Source organism: Burkholderia sp. KL41, assembly GCF_057005415.2.
In genome coordinates, this window is record NZ_CM174446.1 from 908,449 (window position 1) to 931,914 (window position 23,466).

Below are 23,466 nucleotides of genomic sequence, written 5' to 3' on the forward strand. Positions count from 1 at the left end.
GGCGAGCCGGCGCGCGCCCGGCAGGGTTGAGGGGCGGACGGCGACCATGAGCATCGATTACCAGACGCTGAAGTTCGAATACCGTCCGCGTGCGCAGGACGCAACCGTTCACCCGGTGATCGTCGTCGGCGCGGGCCCGGTGGGCCTCGCGGCGGCGATCGACCTCGCGCAGCAGGGCGTGCCCGTCGTGCTGCTCGACGACGACGACACGCTGTCCACCGGCTCGCGCGCGATCTGTTTCGCGAAGCGCACGCTCGAGATCTTCGACCGGCTCGGCTGCGGCGAGCGCTTCGTCGACAAGGGTGTCAGCTGGCACGTCGGCAAGGTGTTCCTGCAGGACGAGCAGCTGTACGCATTCGACCTGCTGCCCGAGGAAGGGCATGCGCGCCCCGCGTTCATCAACCTGCAGCAGTACTACGTCGAAGGTTATCTGGCCGATCGCGCGTTCGAGCTGCCGAACATCGATATCCGCTGGAAGCACAAGGTGACGGGCATCGAGCAGGCGGCCGAACACGCGGTGCTGACGATCGAGACGCCGGACGGCCTCGCGACGCTGCGCGCGCAGTACGTGATCGCGGCGGACGGCTCGCGCAGCCCGATGCGCACGATGATGGGCCTCGAAAGCCACGGCCGCACGTTCAAGGACCGCTTCCTGATCGCCGACGTGAGGATGAAGGCGGAGTTTCCGACCGAGCGCTGGTTCTGGTTCGACCCGCCGTTCCACCCCAATCAGTCGGTGCTGCTGCATCGCCAGCCCGACAACGTGTGGCGCATCGACTTCCAGCTCGGCTGGGATGCCGATCCGGTCGCCGAGAAGCAGCCGGAGCGCGTGATCCCGCGCGTGCGCGCGCTGCTCGGGCCGGACGTCGAGTTCGAGCTCGAATGGGTGAGCGTCTATACGTTCCGCTGCCAGCGGATGGATACGTTCCGTCACGGCCGCGTGCTGTTCGCGGGCGACTCCGCGCACGGCGTGTCGCCGTTCGGCGCGCGCGGCGCGAACAGCGGCGTGCAGGACGCCGACAACCTCGCCTGGAAGCTGAAGCTCGTGCTCGACGGGCGTTCGGCCGACAGCCTGCTCGATACGTATGCGAGCGAGCGCGAGTTCGCGGCCGACGAGAACATCCGCAACTCGACGCGCTCGACGGACTTCATCACGCCGAAAAGCCCGGTGTCGCGCGTATTCCGCGACGCGACGCTGAAGCTCGCGCGCGACTGCGAGTTCGCGCGCAAGCTCGTGAACAGCGGCCGCCTGTCGGTGCCGTCGGTGCTGGCCGATTCGCCGCTGAACACGCCGGACCGCAATGGCGACGCATTCGCGGGTGCGATGCGCCCGGGCGCGGCGGCAGCCGATGCGCCGGTGCGTGCGCAGGGCGCGTCGGGCTGGCTGCTGCAGCATCTGGGCAGCGGCTTCACCGGCGTGCTGTTCGGGCTGCCGGGCGATGCGGGCGCGCTCGCGCAGGCGCTCGACGGCCTCGCGCTGCCGGTGCGGCCCGTGCTCGTGGTGCCGGCCGGGCACGCGCAGCCGGTCGCGGGTGTCGACGTCGTGGAGGACGTCGACGGTTTCGCCGCGCAACGCTACGACGCGAAGCCCGGCACGTTCTACCTGCTGCGCCCCGACCAGCATGTCTGCGCCCGCATGCGCACGCTCGAGCGCCAGGCGCTTGCCGACGCACTGGCGCGCGCGACCTGCGCACGCTGAATACGATAAAGACACCGGAGACTCCGTCATGCCCTCACTCGACACCCGCCCGCGCCTGGCTGACCCGGACGCGTTCTACGAAGCGCTGATCGACATGCATCGCGACCTGTCCGACGCCGACAGCCAGCTCGTCAACGCGAAGCTGATCCTGCTGCTCGCGAACCAGATCGGCGACGCCGACGTGCTGCGCGAAGCGATGGCGCTCGCGCGCCAGGGCGTGACGCCGCCCGTGCATCCGGCCGCCGAGGTCGCGCAATGAGCGCGGCGCCGGCCGACGCGCGCGTGCTCGAAGTCGAGCACGTGATCGACGAAACCCATCGCCCGGGTTTTCACTGGATGCTGCTCGTGCTGTGCGGGCTGTGCCTCGTGATCGACGGGTTCGATGCGCAGGCGATGGGCTACGTCGCCCCGAGCGTGATTGCCGAATGGGGCGTGCCGAAGCAGGCGCTCGGGCCGGTGTTCAGCGCGAGCCTGTTCGGGATGCTGCTCGGCGCGCTCGGGCTGTCGGTGCTGGCCGACCGGATCGGGCGGCGCCCGGTGCTGATCGGCTCGACGCTGTTCTTCGCGGTGACGATGCTCGCGACGCCGTTCGCGGGTTCGATCCCGGTGCTGATGGCGCTGCGCTTCGTCACGGGCCTCGGCCTCGGCTGCATCATGCCGAACGCGATGGCGCTGGTCGGCGAGTTCAGCCCGGCCGCGCATCGCGTGAAGCGGATGATGATCGTATCGTGCGGCTTCACGCTCGGCGCGGCGCTCGGCGGCTTCATCAGCGCCGCGCTGATTCCGGCGCTCGGCTGGCGCTCGGTGTTCTTCGTCGGCGGCGCGGTGCCGCTCGTGCTCACGATCGCGATGGTCGCGCGGCTGCCCGAATCGCTGCAGTTTCTGGTGCTGAAAGGGCGCGTCGCGCAGGCGCGCGACTGGCTCGCGGGTTTCGCGCCGCAGGCCGGCATCGATGCGAACACGCGGCTCGTCGTGCGCGAGCGGGCCGCGACCGGCGCGCCGGTCGCCGAGCTGTTCAGCCATGGCCGCCTGCCGGTCACGCTGCTGCTGTGGGCGATCAGCTTCATGAACCTGATCGACCTGTATTTCCTGTCGAACTGGCTGCCGACGGTGATGCGCGATGCCGGTTATTCGCCGGGTACGGCCGTGATCGTCGGCACGGTGCTGCAGACGGGCGGCGTGATCGGCACGCTGTCGCTCGGCTGGTTCATCGAACGCTACGGCTTCGTGCGCGTGCTGTTCGCCTGCTTTGCATGCGCCGCGGTGTCGGTCGGGCTGATCGGCTCGGTCGCGCATGCGCTGCCGTGGCTGCTGGCGGTCGTGTTCGCGGGCGGGTTCTGCGTGGTCGGCGGGCAGCCGGCCGTGAACGCGCTCGCGGGCCAGTATTACCCGACGTCGCTGCGCTCGACGGGCATCGGCTGGAGCCTCGGCATCGGCCGGATCGGCTCGGTGCTCGGGCCGCTCGTCGGCGGGCAACTGATTGCGCTCAACTGGTCGAACGGCGCGCTGTTCCACGCGGCCGCGGTGCCCGTGCTGTGCTCGGCGCTGTTCGTCCTCGGGCTTGCGGGCGTAACGCGGCGCAACGGCGTGCAGGCGCCGACCGCCGCCACGAATTGAGGGAGAAAGGAAACGATGACGCTTGACCTGTCGAAACCGGCAAATGCCGGCTACCTGAGCGGTTTCGCGAACGAATTCGCGACCGAGGCACTGCCCGGCGCGCTGCCGCACGGCCGCAACTCGCCGCAGCGCGCGCCGTACGGGCTGTATGCGGAGCAACTGTCGGGCACCGCGTTTACCGCGCCGCGTGGCCACAACCGCCGCTCGTGGCTGTACCGCATCCGCCCGGCGGCCGTGCATCGGCCGTTCGAGCCGTACGCGGGCCCGCAGCGGCTCGTGTCGGAATTCGGCGACTCGGCCGACGTGCCGCCGACGCCGCCGAACCAGCTGCGCTGGGACCCGCTGCCGATGCCGGTCGAGCCGACCGATTTCGTCGAAGGGCTGGTGACGATGGCCGGCAACGGGTCGGCCGCCGCGATGAACGGTTGCGCGATCCACCTGTACGCGGCGAACCGCTCGATGCAGGACCGCTTTTTCTACAGCGCCGACGGCGAACTGCTGATCGTGCCGCAGCAGGGGCGCCTGTTCATCGCGACGGAATTCGGCCGGCTCGACGTCGAGCCGTTCGAGATCGCGGTGATCCCGCGCGGCGTGCGTTTCTCCGTCGCCCTGCCGGACGGCGATGCGCGCGGCTACATCTGCGAAAACTTCGGCGCGCTGCTGCGTTTGCCGGACCTCGGCCCGATCGGCTCGAACGGTCTCGCGAACCCGCGCGACTTCCTGACGCCGCAGGCCGCTTACGAAGACCGCGAAGGCGCGTTCGAGCTGATCGCGAAGCTGAACGGCCGGCTGTGGCGCGCGGACATCGGTCATTCGCCGCTCGACGTCGTTGCATGGCACGGCAACTACGCGCCGTACAAATACGACCTGCGCCTGTTCAACACGATCGGCTCGATCAGCTACGACCATCCCGATCCGTCGATCTTCCTGGTGCTGCAGTCGCAGAGCGACACGCCGGGCGTCGACACGATCGACTTCGTGATCTTCCCGCCGCGCTGGCTCGCGGCCGAGGATACGTTCCGCCCGCCCTGGTTCCACCGCAACGTCGCGAGCGAGTTCATGGGGCTCGTGCACGGCGCGTACGACGCGAAGGCCGAAGGCTTCGTGCCGGGCGGCGCGAGCCTGCACAACTGCATGTCGGGGCACGGGCCCGACGCGGACACGTTCGAGAAGGCGTCCGCGAGCGATACGAGCAAGCCGCACAAGGTCGACGCGACGATGGCGTTCATGTTCGAGACCCGCACGCTGATCCGGCCGACGCGCTACGCGCTCGACACCGCACAGCTGCAGGCCGACTACTTCGAATGCTGGCAAGGCATCAGGAAACACTTCAACCCGGAGCAACGATGAGCGATACCCAAGACTGGCGCGCGACGCTCGACCCGGCCCGCAAGAGCTGGGTCGAGACGGCGAACGATCCCGCCTGCGATTTCCCGATCCAGAACCTGCCGTTCGGGATCTTCAGCGATGCGAAGCAGACGGCGCGCCGCGCGGGCGTCGCGCTCGGCGACCGGATCGTCGATCTCGCCGCGCTCGCACGCGCGGGCCTCGTGACGCTGCCGGCCGGCGCCGACGTGTTCGTCGCGCCGACGCTCAATCCGTTCATCGCGCTCGGCCGCGACGCATGGCGCAGCGTGCGCGTGCAGCTGTCGGACCTGTTCTCGCGCGACAACCCGCGGCTGCGTGACGATGCGGCGCTGCGCGCGCAGGTGCTCGTCGCGCAGCGCGACGCGACGCTGCATCTGCCGGTCGAGATTCCCGGCTACACCGATTTCTATTCGTCGAAGGAGCATGCGACCAATGTCGGGTCGATGTTCCGCGATCCGAAGAACGCGCTGCTGCCGAACTGGTCGGAGATGCCGATCGGCTACAACGGCCGTGCGTCGTCGGTGGTCGTGAGCGGCACGCCGGTGCGGCGCCCGAACGGGCAACTGAAGCTGCCCGACCAGGAGCGTCCGGTGTTCGGCGCATGCCGCAAGCTCGACATCGAACTGGAGACGGGCTTCATCGTCGGCCGCGGCAATGCGCTCGGCGAGCCGATCGCGTGCGAGGACGCGGAAGCACATATCTTCGGGATGGTGCTGCTGAACGACTGGAGCGCGCGCGACATCCAGCAGTGGGAATACGTGCCGCTCGGCCCGTTCAACGCGAAGACGTTCGCGACGACGATCTCGCCGTGGATCGTCACGCTCGATGCGCTCGAACCGTTCCGCGTCGCGCAGCCCGAGCAGTCGCCGCAGCCGCTCGCATATCTGCAGCACGCGGGCAAGCATGCGTTCGACATCGCGCTCGAAGTGACGCTGCGCGCGGAAGGGGCGGCGGAGGCGACGTCGATCTGCCGCACGAATTTCAGGCACATGTACTGGACGATGGCGCAGCAGCTCGCGCATCACACGGTGGCCGGCTGCAACACGCGCGTGGGCGACCTGATGGGTTCGGGCACGATCAGCGGGCCGACGAAGGATTCGTTCGGCAGCCTGCTCGAACTGACGTGGAACGGCAAGGAGCCGGTTGCGCTGAACGGCGGCGGCAGTCGCGCGTTCATCGAGGACGGCGACGAGCTCACGCTCGCCGGATGGTGCCAGGGCGACGGCTATCGCGTCGGCTTCGGCACGTGTGCCGGCAAGATCCTGCCCGCGCGGAGCGCGTGACGGGGCTCGGCGCGACACGCAACAGATCGTCCGGAAGGACAGGGCGGCCCGCATTGCGCGGGCCGTTTTCGTTTGGCAGGCCGGGGGCGGCGCGTGTGCGTCCGTGTGGGGCGCCGAGTATGAGCGTCAATGTTTGCGTTTGCGTTTGCGTTTGCGACATCGACATCGACATCGACATCGACATCGACATCGACATCGACATCGCCGGTATCAGACCGCGCGCTGCAACGCGGCGCGGCGCTCCCACAGCGCGGCCGCGACGAACGCGGCGACACAGACGACCAGCACGCCGACCAGCGCGTTGCTGCCCAGTTGCTCCATCAACGCGCCGGCGACCAGCGGGCCGCCGAAGCTCGCGGCGCTCCACGACGCCGACACGAGCGAACTCGCGGTGACGAGCGCCGCGCCGCGGAAGCGTTCGCCGCACGCGACGAGCGACAGCGTGTAGATGCTGCCGGCCGCCGCGCCGAGCACGAACAGCAGCGGCCAGCACAGCCACGGGTTCGCGATGACGAGCGGCAGCAGCGGCAGGCCGGCCAGCACGATCCAGCCCGCACCGAGGTGCACGCGTTCGCGGCCGAGCTTGTCCGCGAGCCAGCCGATCGGGAACTGCATCGCGGTATCGCCGAACAGCATGATCGACGCGAGCAGCACGGCCGTGGCGCTCGCGACGCCGTGATCCATCGCGTAGAGCGGCAGCAGCGACAGCGCGAGCGTATCGAACAGGGCGAAGAACCCGGTGCCGATGATCAGCGCGGGCATGCGCGGCAGCACGTCGAGCCAGCGGCCGTGCGCTTCGTGATGCGCGTCGTCGCCGGCGAGCGGCGCGCGCCGGATCGTCGCGAGCGTCGGCAGCGCGAGCAGGAACAGCGCGCCGCACAGCGCGAAGCGGATGCTCGTCGCACCGGCGATCTGGCTCACGAGCACGGGCCCCGCCATCTGGAACAGCGTGAAATTGGTCGCATAGATCGCGACGACGCGGCCGCGCGTCGAATCGTCGGCGAGCTGGTTGACCCACGCCTCGCCGATCGTGAACAGCAGCATCAGCGCGGCGCCGCACAGCACGCGCAGCGTGCCCCACAGGATCAGGTTCGACGTGAACTGCATCAGCGCCGTGGCTGCCGCGAGCAGCACGACCGATACGACGATCGCGCGGCGCGAGCCGATGTGGCGTGCGAGCGCGGTGACGAACGGGACGATCGCGAGGCCGCCGAGGGCCTGCGCGGCGGTCAGCATGCCGACGACGTTGGTGCCGTGCCCGGCCTCGGTCAGTGCGAGTGCGGTGAGCGGCAGCGTGGCGCCGGTGCCGAGGCCGACGACCGCGACGCTCAGGATCAGCGCGAGGAAATCGCGATTAAGAATGGCTTTCATCGGCCGGGATGCTACACCGCGGACCTTGAAAGGTCCATGAAGGCCATCAGGTTCGGATGGTGTTGCTGGCGTTGCGCGCGCAACGAATGCGCGCGGGGCGGCGTTACACGTATTCGGTCGGCACGGTCACCGGGCGGCGTTCGAGCGACGCCGACCACAGCGTGAGCGCCAGCGCGGCGAAGGCCATCGCGACGCCGACCCACGGCAGGCTCACGAGCGACACGCCCGAGCCGATCGCCATCCCGCCGAGCCACGCACCCGTCGCGTTGCCGAGGTTGAATGCGCCCTGGTTCAGCGTCGATGCGAGGTTCGGCGCATCGCTTGCGCGGTCGACGATCAGGATCTGCAGCGGCGGCACGATCGCGAACGCGAGGATGCCCCACACGAAGATCGTCGCGAGCGCGGCGAACGGCAGGTGCATCGTGCCCGCGAACAGCGCGAGGACCACGCCGATCAGCGCGAGCGTCGCGATCAGCGACGGCATCCGGCGCCAGTCGGCGAGCTTGCCGCCGAGCGTGCCGCCCACCGTCAGCCCGAGGCCGAACAGCAGCAGCACGTAGGTGACCTGGCGCGGGGAGAAGCCCGTCACGTCCTCGAGGATCGGCGTGATGTAGGTGAACACGCTGAACAGGCTTGCCGACGCGAGCACGCTGATGCCGAGCACCATCAGCACCTGCGGGTGCTTCAGCACGCTGAATTCGCGCGTGATGCTGGTGTCGGGCATCGCGAGGTGCTTCGGCAGGCAGACGGCGAGCGCGGCGGCCGCGGCGATGCCGATGCCGGTGACGGCCCAGAACGTCGCGCGCCAGCCGAATGCCTGGCCGAGCGCGGTGCCGAGCGGCACGCCGAGCACGTTCGCGAGCGTGAGGCCGGTGAACATCAGGGCGATCGCCTGTGCGCGGCGGTTCGGCGCGACGAGGTTGCTCGCGACCACCGAGCCGATCCCGAAGAACGCGCCGTGGCAGAACGCGGTGACGACGCGCGCGGCCATCAGCACCGCGTAGCCCGGTGCGATCGCGCAGAACAGGTTGCCCGCGATGAACAATCCGATCAGGCCCATCAGCGCGCGCTTGCGCGGCATCTTCGCGGTGACGATCGCGAGGATCGGCGCACCGATCGTCACGCCGAGCGCGTAACCCGACACGAGCATCCCGGCGGCCGGGATCGACACGCCGAGATCGCGCGCGACGTTGGGCAGCAGCCCCATGATCACGAATTCGGTGGTACCGATTCCAAATGCGGCGACGGCGAGGGCGAAAAGAGGTAAGGGCATCGCGGTGGGCTCGGGAAAAGCCGCCGCTCGGGCTGGCGCAGGATGCGCGGGACGGGCGGGCGGGAAGGCGAACGACAGTCGCGATTCTACTTCAGTGAAAACCCCTATGCTCGGGGCCAAAACGGATGTTGCCGGCGTGCGACGAGGCTGCGCGCGTGAAGCTCACAGTGTGGGATTCAATGGGGCTTGCCGCGGTGAATGTGCCGGTGCCGGCACGATGCCGGCGACCGCGTGCTCGTCAGGCGATGCGTTCGGGGGAGCCGTCGACGCTCGTGGTCGACGCGCCCGGGCTGCTTGCCGAGCCGGGGGCCGTGCCGGTGCCTGCTGTCGTGTCCGCGCGCGACGAAGGCGTGCCGGCGGCATCGATCGGGGCCGGATCGTCCCAGCCGTTTTCGAACAGGCACGCTTCGATCGGCATCCGTGCGGCCCAACGCTCCTGCTCGAGCATCGGCTTCGCATAGAACGCGTCGACGTGCCCGACGCACAGCACGGCGATCGGCTTCGCGCCGTCGGGCATGCGCAGCAGCGCGCGCAGCGCGTCGACGTCGAACAGCGAGACCCAGCCCATCCCGAGCCCTTCGGCGCGGGCCGCGAGCCACATGTTCTGGATCGCGCACGCGGCGGACGCGAGATCCATCTCCGGCAGCGTGCGGCGGCCGAACACGTGACGCTCGCGGCCGTCGGCGAGCGCGACGACCAGCAGCTCGCCGCATTCGCGCACGCCTTCGACTTTCAGTCGCATGAATTCGTCCTGGCGCTCGCCGAGTGCGTCGGCGGTCGCGCGGCGCTCGGCCTCGACCAGTGCGTGGATCGCGGTGCGCAGCGCGGGATCGCTGATGCGGATGAAGCGCCACGGCTGCATGAAGCCGACGCTCGGCGCGTGATGCGCCGCGCGCAGCAGGCGCGCGAGCACGGCGGGATCGACGGGCGCCGGCGTGAAGTGGCGCATGTCGCGCCGTTCGAAAATGGCGCGGTAGACGGCGGCGATGTCGGAATCGTCGAAACGCATGAGCGGGAGGGGCGGGATAACGTCGGCGCAACGATAGCAGACGGCGCACCGGAATCGTTACATCAGTCGAAACAAAGCGCGAAATTGTTGATGAAACGCGCGTCGTTTGCGGCGATGGCCACAAGCAAACGATTGCGGTGGCGCCGGCAACCGTCAAATGAGCCGTTTTCGTCGGTTTGTCAGCGATTCGCGGTCACGACGTTCCGCGGCGTGCCCGCATGCCACGCCTCGATGTTCAGCAGCGTCGTGTGCGCGATCTCGGCCAGCGCTTCGCGCGTGAAGAACGCCTGGTGGGACGTGACGATCACGTTGGGGAACGTCAGCAGCCGGGCGAGCACGTCGTCCTGCAGCGGCAGGTCGGAGTGATCCTCGAAGAAGAGCCCGCTTTCCTCTTCGTACACGTCGAGCCCGAGATGGCCGAGCTGGCCGCTCTTGAGCGCATCGACCAGCGCCTGCGCATCGACGAGGCCGCCGCGCCCGGTGTTGATCAGCATCGCGCCATGCTTCATCCGCGCGAGCGTCCGCTCGTTGATCAGGTGGTGCGTCGACGGCAGCAGCGGGCAGTGCAGGCTGACGATGTCGGCGTGGTGCAGCAGCTCGTCGAGCTCGACATAACGCGCGCCGAACGCGATCAGTTCGTCGTTGTACGGCGGCACCGAATGCGCGAGCACATGCATCCCGAAGCCCATCATGATCTTCGCGAACACGCTGCCGATGATGCCGGTACCGATCACGCCCACGGTCTTGCCGTGCAAGTCGAAGCCGAGCAGGCCGTTCAGCGAGAAGTCGCCTTCGCGGGTGCGCGCGACCGCGCGCGGCAGGCGGCGGTTGAGCGCGAGGATCAGCGCGACCGCGTGCTCGGCCACCGCGTGCGGCGAATAGGCGGGCACGCGCACGACCGTGATGCCGAGCCGCTCGGCGGCGGCCAGGTCGACATGGTTGAAGCCCGCCGAGCGCAGCGCGATCAGGCGCGTGCCGCCGTCGGCCAGCCGTTCGAGCACGGCCGCGTCGACGGTGTCGTTGACGAACGGGCAGACGACCTCATAGCCGTGCGCGAGGATCGCGGTTTCCGCGTCGAGGTGCGACGGCTGGAAGTGCAGCCGATAGCCGAACTGCCGGTTGGCGGCAGCGAACGAATCGTCGTCGTACTGCCGGCTGCTGAACAGGATCACGCGCACGCTGCACCTCCGAAGGCTGACGCGCGCAGTTTACTGCAGGCCCGTGACGATGTCGGAGCGGTCGGGCCCGCGCGGCGGCCGCAGGAAGCCGTAGTCGGTTCGTTCGCGGGCCGGCTGCGCACTGAAGTGGTCGAGCGCGTGCTCGACGAAGCTGCGCGTGCGGGCCGGCACGTACTGGCGGTTCGGGTAGACGAGCGACAGTTGCGTGTCGGGATCGTCGATCCGGTAGCCGGCCATCAGCCGCACGAGCGTGCCGCTCGCGAGCGCGCCGGCGACGCACGGCTCGGGCAGCACCGCGATGCCGGCGCCGGCCACGGCGGCCGCCTGGACGAGCGCGAGCTGGTTGACCGTGCAGGTCGGGCGCACCGTGACGGAATGCGCGATACCGTCGTGGCCGACCAGTTGCCACGCGGGCGCATGCTGGTGCGATGCGAGCGTGACCCAGTCGTGGCCCGGCAGGTCGTCGGGCAAGCGCGGTTCGCCGCGTCGCTCGAGATAGGCCGGTGCCGCGCACGCGACGAACGGGTTCGGCGCGAGCGCGTGGCCGATCAGCGTCGGGTTGCCGTCGAGCCGGTTGCCCGTGACGATGCCGACGTCGTAACCCGAATCGAGCACGTCGAGCGGCCCCTCGGAGACGGTCAGCTGCACGCGCAACTCGGGGTAGCGGTGCCGGAAGCTGCTGACGAGCGGCGTCAGTGCGAGCGGCGACAGCAGGCCCGACGCGACGACGCGCAGCGTGCCGGCCGGTTCGCGCACGGCATGCGCGACGGACGATTCGAGGTGGTCGAATTCCTCGAGCAGCGCACGGCACCCGTCGAGGTAGCGCACGCCGGCCTCGGTAAGCGACAGGTTGCGCGTGGTGCGGTGGATCAGCCGTGTGTTCAGGTGGCCCTCGAGCATCGCGATCGAACGCGTGACGAGTGCATTGGACACGCCGAGATGGTGCGCCGCGCGCCGAAAGCTCTGCTGCTCGGCGACGCAGACGAATACACGCATGGTCTGAATCTGGTTCATGGCTTGCGTATTTCTGGCCCGGTTGATTGATTATGGTTGACGCTTTTCGCCGCGCAACCTCGAAAGCGTATCGCGCGGCACCCAGTTTTCCTTCGTATCGAAAAATCGTTTTTTTCGATTCCGCAGACGATTGTTCAATACAGAAGCGATATCCGTCAACCTGAGAAAAGGGGCGGGTTGCGGAAAATCGAAATAGGGAGTAACGCGTTAAACACGGTGCTGTATCGATGCCTGCCGTTCAAAGGCGGCAGGGTATTAGAATAAGCGCGGTGGTTCGAGTATTTCCTATGTTAATCAATGGGTTGTCGGCAATTCTGGCGCGCTTGTTCCGGTATTGAAGGGAAGCGTACCCCAATACATGCAGAAGTAATAGATGTTTTTTGGGGCTGCACGTCGATTTTGCGTGCCGGATTCCGTGAAGCGATTTTTAGGGCGGATTCGGCCTATTTTTTTGATGCAGAAGTCGCGTTGAAGCGGCGGTTTCGACGAATCGCAGTGTTATTGACGGAGAAAATCGTGCGCTTGGCGTACGAATGGAACCGTTTCACAACCTGGCCCGCAATCGTTTCTCATTTCGAATGGCTGGCGTGCGGCACGCGCACGGCTGGCTGGCCCGGTCCGGCGACCGGGCCAGCGTTGCGCTGTCCGGCCGTGCGTGCCTCTTGCGCAAGGCGGCGGAACACGGAATGATCGATCAGTTCGCCATGCAGCGCGGCGAGCGTCCGTGCACTTCCTTTCCTCACCTTTTACCCGCCATGTCCATCGATTACTCGCCGATTCCCTGTCCCGTCGTCGTGCCGCTCGACGCGATCCTGCCCGAAGAACCGCTGCTGATGATGGGGGCCGGCCCGGTTCCGATCCCGGCCGCCGTCGCGAAGGCGAACACGATCGTGATCAACCACCTCGGCGCGACGATGGCGAAGATCATCGAGCAGGTGAAGGAGATGGCGCGCTACGTGTTCCAGACCCGCACGAAGTGGGTGCTCGGCGTCGCGGGCCCCGGTTCGGCCGCGATGGAAATGGCGATCTCGAACCTCGCGTGGCGCGGTACCCGCGTGCTGTCGATCCGCAATGGCTTCTTCAGCGCGCGGATGGCCGAGATGGCCACGCGCGTCGGCGCCGACGTCGCGACGCTCGAAGTGGCCGACCGCGCGATCGCGAGCCTCGACGAGATCGCGGACGCGATCGCGCGCGAGCGGCCCGAGATCGTCACGATCGTGCAGGGCGAGACGTCGAACACCGTGTGGAATCGTGACCTGCGCGACATCGCGGCGCTCGCGAAGGCGGCCGGTGCGCTGGTCGTGGTCGACGCGGTGTGCACGCTGTCGACGATGCCGCTCGAGATGGACGCGTGGGGCATCGACGCGGTGATCACGGGCGGCCAGAAAGGGCTGTCGTCGATTCCCGGCGTGTCGCTGATCGCGTTCTCCGACGCCGCGTGGAACCGGATGAAGCAGCGCCCCGAACCGAACGCGCACTGGTGCCTCGACATGGCGCTCGCGGAGAATTTCTGGCACAACGCGGGTTATCACTACACGGCGCCCGTGTCGGGCGTGCTCGCGCTGCACGAAGCGCTGCGGCTCGTCTGCGCGGAGACGCTCGAAAGCCGCTTCGCGCGCCACCTGCGCTGCTCGCTTGCGCTGCAGGCAGGTGTCGAGTCGATGGGGCTCAAGCTCTATGCGCCGAAGCATTGCCGGCTGAACTCGGTCGTCGGGATCGAGACGCCGGAAGGGCTGACACCGGGGATGGTCTGCGGCCACATCTCGAAGCAGTACCAGGTCGAGATCTCGGGCTCGTTCGGGTTGCCGATCGTGCGGATCGGACAGATGGGCGAGCAGTGCCGTGAACACAACCTGTTCCGTACGCTGCATGCGTTCGGTCGCACGATGGTCGACCTGAAGGTGCCGGTCGACCTGCCGGCCGGCGTCGCGGCGCTCGAACAGGAACTGTCGCGGCGCGGCGCGTAAGCCGCGACGGGGCCGCGCTCAGCGGCCCTGCATCGCACGCCGGTAGGTAATCGGCGTCGTACCGTGAGCGTCGCGGAAGCGATGGCTGAAATGGCCGGCGTTCGCATAGCCGCAGTCGGCCGCGATCTGCGCGAGCGGCAGCGCCGTCGTGCGCAACAGCTCGCGCGCCCGCGCCAGCCGTTGCTCGGCCACCCACGCGTGCGGCGCCCGGCCGAACGACAACCGGAACATCCGCGAGAAGTGGTACTCGGACAGCGCGGCGACGTCGGCGAGTTCGCCGAGCGTCAGCGGCTGCGTCAGGTACGTGTCGATGTAGTCGCGCACGCGGCGGCGCACGGCCGGCGCGAGCCCGCCGCGGAACGACGTGTCGGTGCGGGTCGTGCTCTGCCCGCGCAGCAGCAGGCTCAGCACCTCGTGTGCGGTCTCGTTCACGCGCAGCCGCTCGTCGGCATCGTCCCAGCCGTCCAGCGCGAGCGAGCGCAGCAGGGCGGCGACGCGCGCATCCTCGAAGTAGGTGCGGTCGGCGAGCTTCAGCTCGCGCGGCTCGCGGTCGAGTTCGCGGATCGCGCGCTGCGTGAAGTGCTCGGGCAGGAAATACAGATGGACGAAGTGCATCTCGCCGCGCACCCACCAGCGTGATTCGTGGTCACCCGGCAGCGCGCACAGCAGGCTCGGCGCGCCGTAGCGCGGCACGCGCTGGCGTTCCGTCTGGTAGCCGCCGTCGAGGTAGCACGACAGCGTGTGGTGGCCCGGCTGCTCGTAGATCGTCTCGCTTTCGTCGGTGATCCGCGTCCATTCGGCGATCGCGAGATGGTCGCCGAGCCACGCGAAGCGCTCGAGCGTCGCGTTCGCGTCGGCGAGCGTGCGGCAGACCGACTGCAGGCCGAACGGCAGATCGCCGCCGGCCAGGGCGGCGGGGTGGTCGATGGGGGGCGCGGAAAGGGTGAGGCTCATGATGGGCCGAGTATAAGCGGGCGGGCGGTGCCGCGGGCGGCAGCCCGAAAAAGACCGCAATTCCGGACAATCGGCGCGCGCCGGGCGGCGGCATAGTCGGAGTCCCGTTTCACCCGCTTTTTTGGATCGTTGCCGCCATGAACCTGTCGCTTTATTTCGTCACCGTGCTGATCTGGGGCACCACCTGGATCGCGATCAAGTGGCAGCTCGGCTCCGTGCCGCCGCCCGTGTCGATCGCATGGCGCTTCTGGCTCGCGGCCGCCGTGCTGTTCGCGCTGCTGCGCGTGATGCGCCGGCCGGTGCGCCCGCCGCGCGAAGCGTGGCGTTTCCTGCTGGCGCAGGGCTTCGCGCTGTTCTGCCTGAACTTCCTGTGCTTCTACTACGCGGAACAGGTCGTCCCGAGCGGCCTCGTCGCGGTGATCTTCTCGACCGCGCCGCTGTTGAATTCGATCAACGGCCGGCTGTTCATGGGCCGCCCGCTGCGTCCGTCGGCGATCGCCGGCGCGCTGCTCGGCCTGACCGGCATCGCGTGCCTGTTCTGGCAGCAGATGGCCGGCCATCTCGACGACCACGCGACCTGGACGGGGCTCGCGATCGCATTGGCGGGCACGATGTGCTTCTCGGCCGGCAACCTGCTGTCGAGCCGGATGCAGTCGATGGGGCTGCACCCGCTCGCGACCAACGGCTGGGCGATGCTGATCGGCGCGGCGATCCTGACCGTCGGCAGCGCAGCGGCCGGCTTGCCGTTCACGCTCGACACGAGCCCGCGTTATCTCGGCGCGCTCGTCTACCTGGCCGTGCCGGGCTCGGTGATCGGTTTCACCGCCTATCTGACCCTCGTCGGCCGGATCGGGCCGGAGCGTGCCGCGTACTGCACGGTGCTGTTCCCGATCGTCGCGCTGGCGGTGTCGACGGTGTTCGAGGGTTACCAGTGGTCGCCGCTCTCGGTGGTCGGGCTGCTGCTGGTGGTGGCCGGCAACCTGGTCGCGTTCGACCTGACGCGGAGGCTGTTTCCGAGGACGGCGTGACGGATGAGCGGGCTGCCCGATGTCGCCTGCCCGGTCGTCAGTTTGGTTGTCATGGTTGACTTGGTTTCGAATCGGATCTACTCTCGAGCTTCCGGTCGTGCGAGGAGGTAGCGATGGTCAGGCAGGCTCATGCGCTTGAAGGCGTGGCTGCGGTTCTCGATGTCGAGACCGAGGAGGCGCTGCGCAGCGCCGTCGGCGCCGCGACCATGCTCGGGCCCGATCGGGCCCGGGCGCTGCTCAGGCTGTCGGACGAACAGCTGGGGCACTTGTTCAAGGTCGGCATCGCCCAGGTCATCGATCTGGCCGGCACGATCACGTTCGGCATCGCTGCCGCCGCGACCCGCGACAGGCAACCGTCCGTTCGCAGGAAACCGCCTGCGAGGCCGGTGGCCCGCGCGGATGCCGCGGCCGCCGATTTCGAGCAGCGTGCGCTGGCCGAACGGCGGGCGCTCGTCGCGAAGGGCGCGCTGCTGCCGGCCGCGGAGATCTGGGCGGGGCTCGGCATGACACGGCAGGCGCTCAGCAAGGCGGTCGTGTCGGGGCGCATCTTCGCGGTCGACGTGGGGGCGGCGCAGTACTACCCGGCCTTTTATCTGACGGGCGATATCGATCGCAAGACGCTCGGAAAGGTGACGCAATGCCTGGGCGGGTTGCCGGGGTGGAGCAAATGGCAATTCTTCACGACGCCCAAGGCGTCCCTCGGCAACGTCACGCCGCTGAAGGCGCTGTCGCAGGGGAAGCTTGCCGAGGTCGAGCGTGCCGCGGCGGCGTTCGCGGAACGCTAGGAGGCGCGGTTGACGTTGAGGCCGCCGAGCGAACACTTCGCGAATGCGACGCTGGTTACGCGGACGATTCCGCCGGCGGCGCTGGTGCGCGTTTCCGGTACGAGACGCGCGAGCCGTACTTCGGCAAGTCGGGCGGCAACCGTTTCGACGACCCGCGCAAGCGGCGCCGGTATGGCACCAGCTATTTCGGTTTCGACCTGCACTGTGCGTTCGCCGAGACGGTGCTGCACGACGAAATCGCCGATCTCGCCGTTGGCGGCTTTCCGCTCGTGACGACGGAGCTTGAGCGCTTCGTGCTGTCGTTTACCGGCTCGCCGCTGACGGTGGCCGTCCTGCACGGCTTGCCGCTGAAAAACCTTGGCGGCGACGGCGCGCTGTCGACCGTCGTACCGTACGACATCCCGCAGCAATGGTCGCTCGCCGTGCACGGGCATGGCCGCCGGGTCGACGGTTTTCTGTATATGTCACGCCATCTCAACACGTCGGAAGCGCTCGTGCTTTTCGATCGTGCCGAACCGAAGCTCACGCTCGAGCGCGCCGTGCCGTTCCGGCACCACGTCGACGCTGCCCGCGTGCTGCGGGACTTCAACATATTGCCGCGTTAAGTCACGTCAAGCCGTGTCTCGCCGGACGCCGACGAATGGCCCCGCGCGGCTTTCATCGGAAGGAGGGCTCGCGCGATATCCCGCGGCCCGGGTGCTCATGCCGCCGCGCCGCTCCCCGCAACCCGCGCCTGCCGCTGGTACAGCACCATCGACAGCGCGACGCCCGCGGCGGCGGCCACCGCCGCGAACAGGAACACCTGCGGATAACCGAACGCGCCCGCGACATAGCCGGCGAGCGGGCCCGTGATGCCGAGCGACAGGTCGAGGAACACCGAGTACGCGGACAGCGCCGCACCGCGGCTCGCGGGCGGCACGAGCGCGACGGCCTCGACGCCGAGTGCCGGGAAGATCAGCGCGAAGCCGAAGCCCGTCAGCGCGGCGCCGACGAGCGCGACGTGCGGCACCGGCGCGAGCCACAGCAGCACGAGGCCCGAGCATTCGAACGCGAACGACACGATCGCGACGCGGAAGCCGCCGTAGGTCTTGATCGTGTTCGCGAACAGCAGGCGGGCACCGATGAACAGCGTGCCGAACACGGTCAGCGACAGTGCGGCGTTCGGCCAGTGGCGCGCCGCGTAGTACAGCGTGACGAAGGTGGCGATCGAGCCGAAGCCGGCCGAGCCGAGCGCGAGGCCGAGGCCGTGCGGCAGCACGCGCGTGAACACGCTCGCATACGACATCCGTTCGCCGTGCACGAGCGGCACGGAATCGATCAGGCGCGCGAGATAGAAGCCGGTCGCGGCGAGCGCGATCACGATCACGCCGATCAGCGCCGGATTCAGCGTATGCGCGATCGCGACGCCGACCGGCGCGCCGAGCGCGAGTGCGCCGTAGGTGGCGATCCCGTTCCACGAGATGACCTTCGCGTTGTGCGTGACGCCGACCCGGCCGATGCCCCACAGGATCGCGCCGGTGCCGCACAGGCTCTCGCCGACGCCGAGCACGAGCCGGCTCGCGACCAGCAGCACGAGGCTCGCGACCGGCCAGTGCGCGAGCAGCAGCGCGACGAGCAGCAGCACGCCCGACACCCCGCAGCCGACCAGCCCGCGCAGCACCGTCTGCTTCGGCCCGAGCGTATCGGCGAAGCGCCCCGCGAGCGGCCGCGATGCGAGCGTCGCGAAATACTGGACGCTGATCGCGCCGCCCGCGACGATCGCGGAAAAACCGAGGTCGTCATGGACGAAGCCCGGCAGCACCGCGAGCGGCAGGCCGATGGTCAGGTAGCAGATGAACGTGAAGCAGACGACGGACACGATTTGCAGCGTGACCGCGAACCCGCTGCGCGGCGGTGTGGCGGAATCGGTTGACATGGGGTCGGAACGAATGAACGAAACGAACGGAAGACGGCGAAAAAGGGAATCGGGATTTTCCCATGGAACCGGTTTTCACGCAGGTACCATTTAGTTAGTCGCGCCCCGTTTTTGACGATGACGGACGGTGTCGAAGACATCGGGAACGGGGGCAGGGCACCGTGCGGAAAGGGCTGCGGGCGGCCCCGGCGCTCCCCGGCGTTCATATCGCGGCAGTTATATGGGCCCCATGCGTGATGGGCTATGGGTTGCGAAATTTGATGGTGATAGCGTGCAAACTGTCAGAAAAACGTCGGTCGAGCGCACTGCGCAGGCCGCCTTGCCCCCCATTTGAAGAACCCTCGAGACATGAGTGAGCCGATTCGCTTCTACCATCGTCACGCGATCCGCGAAGTCAGCGGCGCGGACGTCACCCGCACCGTGCTGCAATACCTGCGCGAGGACGCGCATTGCACCGGCACCAAGGAAGGCTGCGCGGAAGGCGACTGCGGCGCATGCACGGTCGTCGTCGGCGAGCTGACCGACACCGGCGCGGTCGAGTTCAAGGCCGTCAACGCATGCATCCAGTTCCTGCCGACGCTCGACGGCAAGGCGCTGCTGACGGTCGAGGACCTGCGTCAGCCGGACGGCGCGCTGCATCCGGTGCAGCAGGCGATGGTCGACTGCCACGGTTCGCAATGCGGGTTCTGCACGCCGGGCTTCGTGATGTCGATGTGGGCGCTGTACGAGAAGCACGGCCACGAAGGCTGCGGCAGCGCGTGCGCGAAGGCGAAGGACGTACCGACGCGCACCGAGATCGCCGATGCACTCACCGGCAACCTGTGCCGCTGCACCGGCTATCGCCCGATCGTCGACGCGGCCGTGCAGATGTTCGATGGGCCGGCGCCGTCGGCGCCGGTCGACACGGCCGCGCTGGCCCGCACGCTCGCGTCGCTCAAGCGCGACGACACGTTCGACTACACGACGCTCGACGGCGCGCGCTTCGCGGCGCCGCGCACGCTCGACGCGCTGGCCGCGCTGAAGGCCGAGCGGCCCGACGCGCGCATTCTGGCGGGCAGCACCGACATCGGCTTGTGGGTCACGAAGCAGATGCGCCGGCTCGACGACCTGATCTACGTCGGCCAGATCGCCGAACTGCAGCGCGTCGTGCACGGCGACGACTGGATCGAGATCGGTGCGGGCGTGACGGTCGAGAACGGGTATGCGGCGCTGGCCGGCACGTATCCGGAGCTGACCGAGATGTGGAAGCGCTTCGCGTCGCTGCCGATCCGCAACGCCGGCACGATCGGCGGCAACGTCGCGAACGGCTCGCCGATCGGCGATTCGATGCCGGGCCTGATCGCGCTCGGCGCGCGCGTGGTGCTGCGCGGCGGCGACACGGTGCGCGAGCTGCCGCTCGAGGCGCTGTACACGGGCTACCAGCAGAAGGACATGGCGCCGCACGAATTCGTCGTCGGCCTGAAGGTGCCGACCCGCACCGGCGCGCGCGCGAAGCTGCAGTTCCGCACGTACAAGCTGTCGAAGCGGTTCGACTCCGATATCTCGGCCGTGTGCGCGGCGTTCGCGTTCATCGCGGACAGCGACACGATCCGCGAGCCGCGCATCGCGTTCGGCGGGATGGCCGCGACGCCGAAGCGGGCGACGCACACGGAGAGCGTGCTCGACGGCGCGCAATGGCACGAAGCCACCGCGCAGGCCGCGATGCAGGCGCTCGAGCGCGACTACCAGCCGCTGTCCGACATGCGCGCGACGAGCACGTACCGCCTCGATACCGCGAAGAACCTGATGTACCGATTCTGGCTGGAGACGCGCCCGCACGACCCGCTGCCGCCGCAAGCCCTGAATGTGCGTGAAGTGGCCGCCGAAACCGGCACCGACGCGGCGCGCGTCTGAAGACGGAGAACCCCGAACATGAACCAGCAAGCAGAACCGTTCCTGAACACCCTCGATCCGCAAGCCGACGCCGCGCAGGTCCACGTCTCGCGCGCGCACGAATCCGCGCACCTGCACGTCAGCGGACGTGCCACCTACACCGACGACATCCCGATCGTCGCGGGCACGCTGCACGCGGCGCTCGGCCTGTCGGCGAAGCCGCACGCGAAGATCGTGTCGATGAACTTCGACGCGGTGCGCGCGACGCCGGGCGTGGTCGCCGTGTTCACGGCCGACGACATTCCGGGCGTCAACGATTGCGGCCCGATCATCCACGACGACCCGGTGCTCGCGAAGGGCATCGTGCAGTTCGTCGGCCAGCCGATGTTCATCGTCGTCGCGACGTCGCATGAAACCGCGCGGCTCGCCGCGCGCCGCGCACAGGTCGACTACGAGGAGTTGCCGGCGATTCTCACCGCGCAGGAAGCGCGCGCGGCCGAAACCTACGTGATCCCGCCGCTGAAGCTCGCGCGCGGCGACGCGGCCGCACGGCTCGCCGTCGCGCCGCACCGCGAGTCGGGCGAAATGCTGCTCGGCGGCCAGGAGCAGTTCTACCTCGAAGGGCAGATCGCGTACGCGGTGCCGAAGGACGACGACGGGATGCACGTGTACTGCTCGACGCAGCACCCGAGCGAGATGCAGCACCTCGTCGCGCACGTGCTCGGCGTCGCGTCGCACAACGTGCTCGTCGAGTGTCGCCGGATGGGCGGCGGGTTCGGCGGCAAGGAATCGCAGTCGGGCCTGTTCGCGTGCTGCGCGGCGCTCGCCGCGTGGAAGCTGCTGTGCCCGGTGAAGCTGCGTCCGGATCGCGACGACGACATGATGATCACCGGCAAGCGCCACGACTTCCATTACCGCTTCGACGTCGGTTACGACGACGACGGCCGCATCGACGGCGTCGCGCTCGACATGACGTCGCGCTGCGGCTTCTCGGCCGACCTGTCGGGCCCGGTGATGACGCGCGCGGTATGCCATTTCGACAACGCGTACTGGCTCGGCGACGTGAACATCGCCGGCTACTGCGGCAAGACCAACACGCAGTCGAACACCGCGTTCCGCGGCTTCGGCGGCCCGCAGGGCGCGTTCGCGATCGAGTACATCCTCGACGACATCGCGCGTTCGCTCGATCGCGATCCGCTCGACGTGCGCTACGCGAACCTGTACGGCAAGACCGAACGCAACGTGACGCCTTACGGGCAGACGGTCGAGGACAACGTGCTGCAGGAGCTGCTCGGCGAACTCGAGGCGACGAGCGACTACCGCGCGCGGCGTGCGGGCGTGCGCGAATTCAATGCACGCAACACGGTGCTGAAGAAGGGCATCGCGCTCACGCCGGTGAAGTTCGGCATCGCGTTCAACGTCACGCACTTCAACCAGGCCGGCGCGCTGGTGCACATCTATACCGACGGCTCGGTGCTCGTGAACCACGGCGGCACGGAGATGGGGCAGGGGCTCAACACGAAGGTCGCGCAGGTCGTCGCGCACGAGCTCGGCATCCGCTTCGGCCGGATCCGCGTGACGGCGACCGACACCAGCAAGGTCGCGAACACGTCCGCGACGGCCGCTTCCACGGGCTCGGACCTGAACGGCAAGGCCGCGCAGGATGCGGCGCGCCAGTTGCGCGAACGGCTCGCGGTGTTCGCGGCGAAGCAGTTCGGCGACGGCAAGGTCGATGCGGCCGACGTGAAGTTCGGCAACGACTTCGTGTGGGTCGGCGGCAACGGCGTGCCGTTCGGCGACGTGGTCGCGAAGGCGTACCTCGCGCGCGTGCAGCTGTGGTCCGACGGTTTCTACGCGACGCCGAAGCTGTACTGGGATCAGTCGAAGCTGCAGGGCCGGCCGTTCTACTACTACTCGTACGGCGCGGCCGTGTCGGAAGTCGTGATCGACACGCTGACGGGCGAGATGCGCACGCTGCGCGTCGATGCGCTGCACGACGTGGGCGCATCGCTGAACCCGGCGCTCGACATCGGCCAGGTCGAAGGCGCGTTCATCCAGGGGATGGGCTGGCTGACGACCGAGGAGCTGTGGTGGAACAAGGGCGGCAAGCTGATGACGCATGCGCCGTCGACGTACAAGATCCCGACGGTGAACGACACGCCGCCCGAGTTCAACGTGCGGCTGTTCAAGAACCGCAACGTCGAGGACAGCATCCACCGTTCGAAGGCCGTCGGCGAGCCGCCGCTGCTGCTGCCGTTCTCGGTGTTCTTCGCGGTGCGCGACGCGGTGGCCGCGGTCGGCGACTACCAGGTGAACCCGCCGCTCGACGCGCCGGCCACCGGCGAGTCGATCCTGCGCGCGGTCAGCGCGGTGCGTGCGGCGCGCGCCGGTCAGGCAGGCTGAGATGAAACGGCTCCCACGCTCGCTTCGTTCGCTGCTTCCGATGGAGGCGGTCAGCCTCCTTGGGGCGGCCCGGCGGAGGCTGACATGAACGGCCCCGCACGCTCGCTTCGCACCGCGCCGCCGGAAGCGTTCGCGCAGGGCACCGGCCAGCGCAACCGCGCGAGCGGCACGCGGGCGCCGATGCACATCGTGCTGTTCGGCGCCGGGCACGTCGGTCACGCGCTCGTCACGCTGCTCGGCGCGCTGCCGTGCGTCGTGCAGTGGGTCGACACGCGCGACGAGCTGTTCCCGGACGAATGTCCGCCGAACGTGCAGCCGGAGCCGACCGACACGCCGGAGGCCGTCGTCGACGCGGCGCCGCCCGGCGCATATTTCCTCGTGATGACGCACAACCACGCGCTCGACTTCTCGCTCGCCGCGCAGATCATGCGGCGGCGCGACTATGCGTACTTCGGGATGATCGGCTCGCGCACCAAGCGCGTGAAGTTCGAACGCCGGCTTGCCGCGCGCGGCGTCGATCCGGCGCGGCTCGTCGAGATGGTGTGCCCGATCGGCGTCGCGGGTATCGTCGACAAGGCGCCGGGCGCGATCGCGGTGGCCGTGTGCGCGGAGCTGCTGCAGGCGCGCTCGGGCATGCCGGTGGCCGATGCGAAGGCCGCGGCGGCGGGGCGTGCGCGCGACGACGTGTCCTGCGCGCGGTAGCCCCGCGCGGCCGGCGCATGGCCGCGCG

At 68.7% G+C, this 23,466-nt stretch carries 19 protein-coding genes; 12 read left to right on the plus strand and 7 right to left on the minus strand.

Translation table 11 applies throughout. From position 1 onward, the window contains the following. Nucleotides 1-46: 46 nt before the first annotated feature. Genes PQB87_RS04325 through fahA form a run of 5 tightly spaced genes read left to right on the plus strand, consistent with a single transcriptional unit; the run spans nucleotide 47 to nucleotide 5,967 of the window. Nucleotides 47-1,699, plus strand: coding sequence for an FAD-dependent oxidoreductase (locus PQB87_RS04325; protein ID WP_489242615.1), 1,653 nt, complete (start codon nucleotides 47-49; stop codon nucleotides 1,697-1,699). Between the two features lie 28 nt (nucleotides 1,700-1,727). Continuing rightward, entirely contained in the window at nucleotides 1,728-1,958 is a 231-nt protein-coding gene (locus tag PQB87_RS04330; RefSeq protein ID WP_021157152.1) for a DUF2783 domain-containing protein, read from the plus strand. Continuing rightward, entirely contained in the window at nucleotides 1,955-3,316 is a 1,362-nt protein-coding gene (locus tag PQB87_RS04335; RefSeq protein ID WP_059685105.1) for an MFS transporter, read from the plus strand. Before PQB87_RS04330 ends, PQB87_RS04335 begins: the two co-directional genes overlap by 4 nt. Nucleotides 3,317-3,331: 15 nt before the next feature. Continuing rightward, nucleotides 3,332-4,666 (plus strand): homogentisate 1,2-dioxygenase, encoded by a 1,335-nt coding sequence (gene hmgA, locus PQB87_RS04340; RefSeq protein WP_048026668.1) that lies wholly within the window; start codon nucleotides 3,332-3,334, stop codon nucleotides 4,664-4,666. Continuing rightward, nucleotides 4,663-5,967 carry a fumarylacetoacetase gene (fahA, locus tag PQB87_RS04345; protein WP_489242616.1) on the plus strand — a complete coding sequence of 435 codons (1,305 nt, stop codon included), beginning with the start codon at nucleotides 4,663-4,665 and terminating at the stop codon, nucleotides 5,965-5,967. Before hmgA ends, fahA begins: the two co-directional genes overlap by 4 nt. A 210-nt stretch (nucleotides 5,968-6,177) precedes the next feature. On the opposite strand, the gene PQB87_RS04350 is transcribed toward fahA, so the two are convergent. The 5 genes from PQB87_RS04350 to PQB87_RS04370 form a co-directional block, all read right to left on the minus strand. After that, on the minus strand, nucleotides 6,178-7,338 hold the full coding sequence (locus PQB87_RS04350) for an MFS transporter (RefSeq protein ID WP_059685101.1): 1,161 nt from the start codon (nucleotides 7,336-7,338) through the stop codon (nucleotides 6,178-6,180). A gap of 103 nt (nucleotides 7,339-7,441) precedes the next feature. After that, nucleotides 7,442-8,611, minus strand: coding sequence for an MFS transporter (locus PQB87_RS04355; RefSeq protein WP_489242617.1), 1,170 nt, complete (start codon nucleotides 8,609-8,611; stop codon nucleotides 7,442-7,444). Between the two features lie 238 nt (nucleotides 8,612-8,849). Next, nucleotides 8,850-9,620 carry a 5,6-dimethylbenzimidazole synthase gene (gene bluB, locus PQB87_RS04360; protein ID WP_489242618.1) on the minus strand — a complete coding sequence of 257 codons (771 nt, stop codon included), beginning with the start codon at nucleotides 9,618-9,620 and terminating at the stop codon, nucleotides 8,850-8,852. 179 nt (nucleotides 9,621-9,799) lie between these two features. Further along, nucleotides 9,800-10,798, minus strand: coding sequence for a 2-hydroxyacid dehydrogenase (locus tag PQB87_RS04365; protein WP_060359557.1), 999 nt, complete (start codon nucleotides 10,796-10,798; stop codon nucleotides 9,800-9,802). Nucleotides 10,799-10,828: 30 nt separating this feature from the next. After that, complete coding sequence (locus PQB87_RS04370) at nucleotides 10,829-11,812, minus strand: LysR family transcriptional regulator (protein ID WP_021157144.1); 984 nt, start codon at nucleotides 11,810-11,812, stop codon at nucleotides 10,829-10,831. Nucleotides 11,813-12,567: 755 nt separating this feature from the next. Here PQB87_RS04370 and PQB87_RS04375 point away from each other — a divergent pair. Next, nucleotides 12,568-13,779, plus strand: a complete 1,212-nt coding sequence (locus PQB87_RS04375) for a pyridoxal-phosphate-dependent aminotransferase family protein (RefSeq protein WP_489242619.1) — start codon at nucleotides 12,568-12,570, stop codon at nucleotides 13,777-13,779. Nucleotides 13,780-13,797: 18 nt separating this feature from the next. Here the strand turns inward: PQB87_RS04375 and PQB87_RS04380 are convergent, their stop codons facing one another. Further along, a complete protein-coding gene (locus PQB87_RS04380) occupies nucleotides 13,798-14,733 on the minus strand; it encodes an AraC family transcriptional regulator (RefSeq protein WP_153487906.1) in 936 nt (311 codons plus the stop codon). 137 nt (nucleotides 14,734-14,870) lie between these two features. On the opposite strand from PQB87_RS04380, the gene PQB87_RS04385 reads away from it, so the two are divergent. From PQB87_RS04385 to PQB87_RS04395, 3 genes are all read left to right on the plus strand, one after another. Continuing rightward, entirely contained in the window at nucleotides 14,871-15,761 is an 891-nt protein-coding gene (locus PQB87_RS04385) for a DMT family transporter (protein ID WP_059685091.1), read from the plus strand. 113 nt (nucleotides 15,762-15,874) lie between these two features. Next, complete coding sequence (locus PQB87_RS04390) at nucleotides 15,875-16,546, plus strand: hypothetical protein (RefSeq protein WP_059685089.1); 672 nt, start codon at nucleotides 15,875-15,877, stop codon at nucleotides 16,544-16,546. After that, on the plus strand, nucleotides 16,429-17,151 hold the full coding sequence (locus PQB87_RS04395; RefSeq protein ID WP_489242620.1) for an RES family NAD+ phosphorylase: 723 nt from the start codon (nucleotides 16,429-16,431) through the stop codon (nucleotides 17,149-17,151). The genes PQB87_RS04390 and PQB87_RS04395 overlap by 118 nt, the downstream gene beginning before the upstream one ends. A gap of 95 nt (nucleotides 17,152-17,246) precedes the next feature. Here PQB87_RS04395 and PQB87_RS04400 read toward each other — a convergent pair whose 3' ends face one another. Then, nucleotides 17,247-18,461: an MFS transporter gene (locus PQB87_RS04400; protein ID WP_027788242.1), complete on the minus strand. Its 1,215-nt coding sequence runs from the start codon at nucleotides 18,459-18,461 to the stop codon at nucleotides 17,247-17,249. Between the two features lie 348 nt (nucleotides 18,462-18,809). On the opposite strand from PQB87_RS04400, the gene xdhA reads away from it, so the two are divergent. The 3 genes from xdhA (at nucleotide 18,810) to xdhC (ending at nucleotide 23,438) form a co-directional block, all read left to right on the plus strand. Then, the gene (xdhA, locus tag PQB87_RS04405) at nucleotides 18,810-20,354 is read left to right on the plus strand and encodes a xanthine dehydrogenase small subunit (RefSeq protein ID WP_489242621.1); all 1,545 of its coding nucleotides are present in this window, start codon (nucleotides 18,810-18,812) and stop codon (nucleotides 20,352-20,354) included. 18 nt (nucleotides 20,355-20,372) lie between these two features. Further along, a complete protein-coding gene (xdhB, locus tag PQB87_RS04410; protein WP_489242622.1) occupies nucleotides 20,373-22,736 on the plus strand; it encodes a xanthine dehydrogenase molybdopterin binding subunit in 2,364 nt (787 codons plus the stop codon). A gap of 84 nt (nucleotides 22,737-22,820) precedes the next feature. Then, nucleotides 22,821-23,438, plus strand: a complete 618-nt coding sequence (gene xdhC, locus PQB87_RS04415) for a xanthine dehydrogenase accessory protein XdhC (protein ID WP_048023658.1) — start codon at nucleotides 22,821-22,823, stop codon at nucleotides 23,436-23,438. Nucleotides 23,439-23,466: the final 28 nt, after the last annotated feature.

Coding starts and splice junctions, on each gene's coding strand:
- xdhC (WP_048023658.1), top strand. CDS start 22,821: ATGAACGGCCCCGCACGCTCGCTTCGCACCGCGCCGCCGGAAGCGTTC.
- PQB87_RS04350 (WP_059685101.1), bottom strand. CDS start 7,338: ATGAAAGCCATTCTTAATCGCGATTTCCTCGCGCTGATCCTGAGCGTC.
- fahA (WP_489242616.1), top strand. CDS start 4,663: ATGAGCGATACCCAAGACTGGCGCGCGACGCTCGACCCGGCCCGCAAG.
- xdhA (WP_489242621.1), top strand. CDS start 18,810: ATGAGTGAGCCGATTCGCTTCTACCATCGTCACGCGATCCGCGAAGTC.
- xdhB (WP_489242622.1), top strand. CDS start 20,373: ATGAACCAGCAAGCAGAACCGTTCCTGAACACCCTCGATCCGCAAGCC.
- PQB87_RS04395 (WP_489242620.1), top strand. CDS start 16,429: ATGGCAATTCTTCACGACGCCCAAGGCGTCCCTCGGCAACGTCACGCC.
- bluB (WP_489242618.1), bottom strand. CDS start 9,620: ATGCGTTTCGACGATTCCGACATCGCCGCCGTCTACCGCGCCATTTTC.
- hmgA (WP_048026668.1), top strand. CDS start 3,332: ATGACGCTTGACCTGTCGAAACCGGCAAATGCCGGCTACCTGAGCGGT.
- PQB87_RS04330 (WP_021157152.1), top strand. CDS start 1,728: ATGCCCTCACTCGACACCCGCCCGCGCCTGGCTGACCCGGACGCGTTC.
- PQB87_RS04375 (WP_489242619.1), top strand. CDS start 12,568: ATGTCCATCGATTACTCGCCGATTCCCTGTCCCGTCGTCGTGCCGCTC.
- PQB87_RS04390 (WP_059685089.1), top strand. CDS start 15,875: ATGGTCAGGCAGGCTCATGCGCTTGAAGGCGTGGCTGCGGTTCTCGAT.
- PQB87_RS04380 (WP_153487906.1), bottom strand. CDS start 14,733: ATGAGCCTCACCCTTTCCGCGCCCCCCATCGACCACCCCGCCGCCCTG.
- PQB87_RS04385 (WP_059685091.1), top strand. CDS start 14,871: ATGAACCTGTCGCTTTATTTCGTCACCGTGCTGATCTGGGGCACCACC.
- PQB87_RS04355 (WP_489242617.1), bottom strand. CDS start 8,611: ATGCCCTTACCTCTTTTCGCCCTCGCCGTCGCCGCATTTGGAATCGGT.
- PQB87_RS04370 (WP_021157144.1), bottom strand. CDS start 11,812: ATGAACCAGATTCAGACCATGCGTGTATTCGTCTGCGTCGCCGAGCAG.
- PQB87_RS04325 (WP_489242615.1), top strand. CDS start 47: ATGAGCATCGATTACCAGACGCTGAAGTTCGAATACCGTCCGCGTGCG.
- PQB87_RS04335 (WP_059685105.1), top strand. CDS start 1,955: ATGAGCGCGGCGCCGGCCGACGCGCGCGTGCTCGAAGTCGAGCACGTG.
- PQB87_RS04400 (WP_027788242.1), bottom strand. CDS start 18,461: ATGTCAACCGATTCCGCCACACCGCCGCGCAGCGGGTTCGCGGTCACG.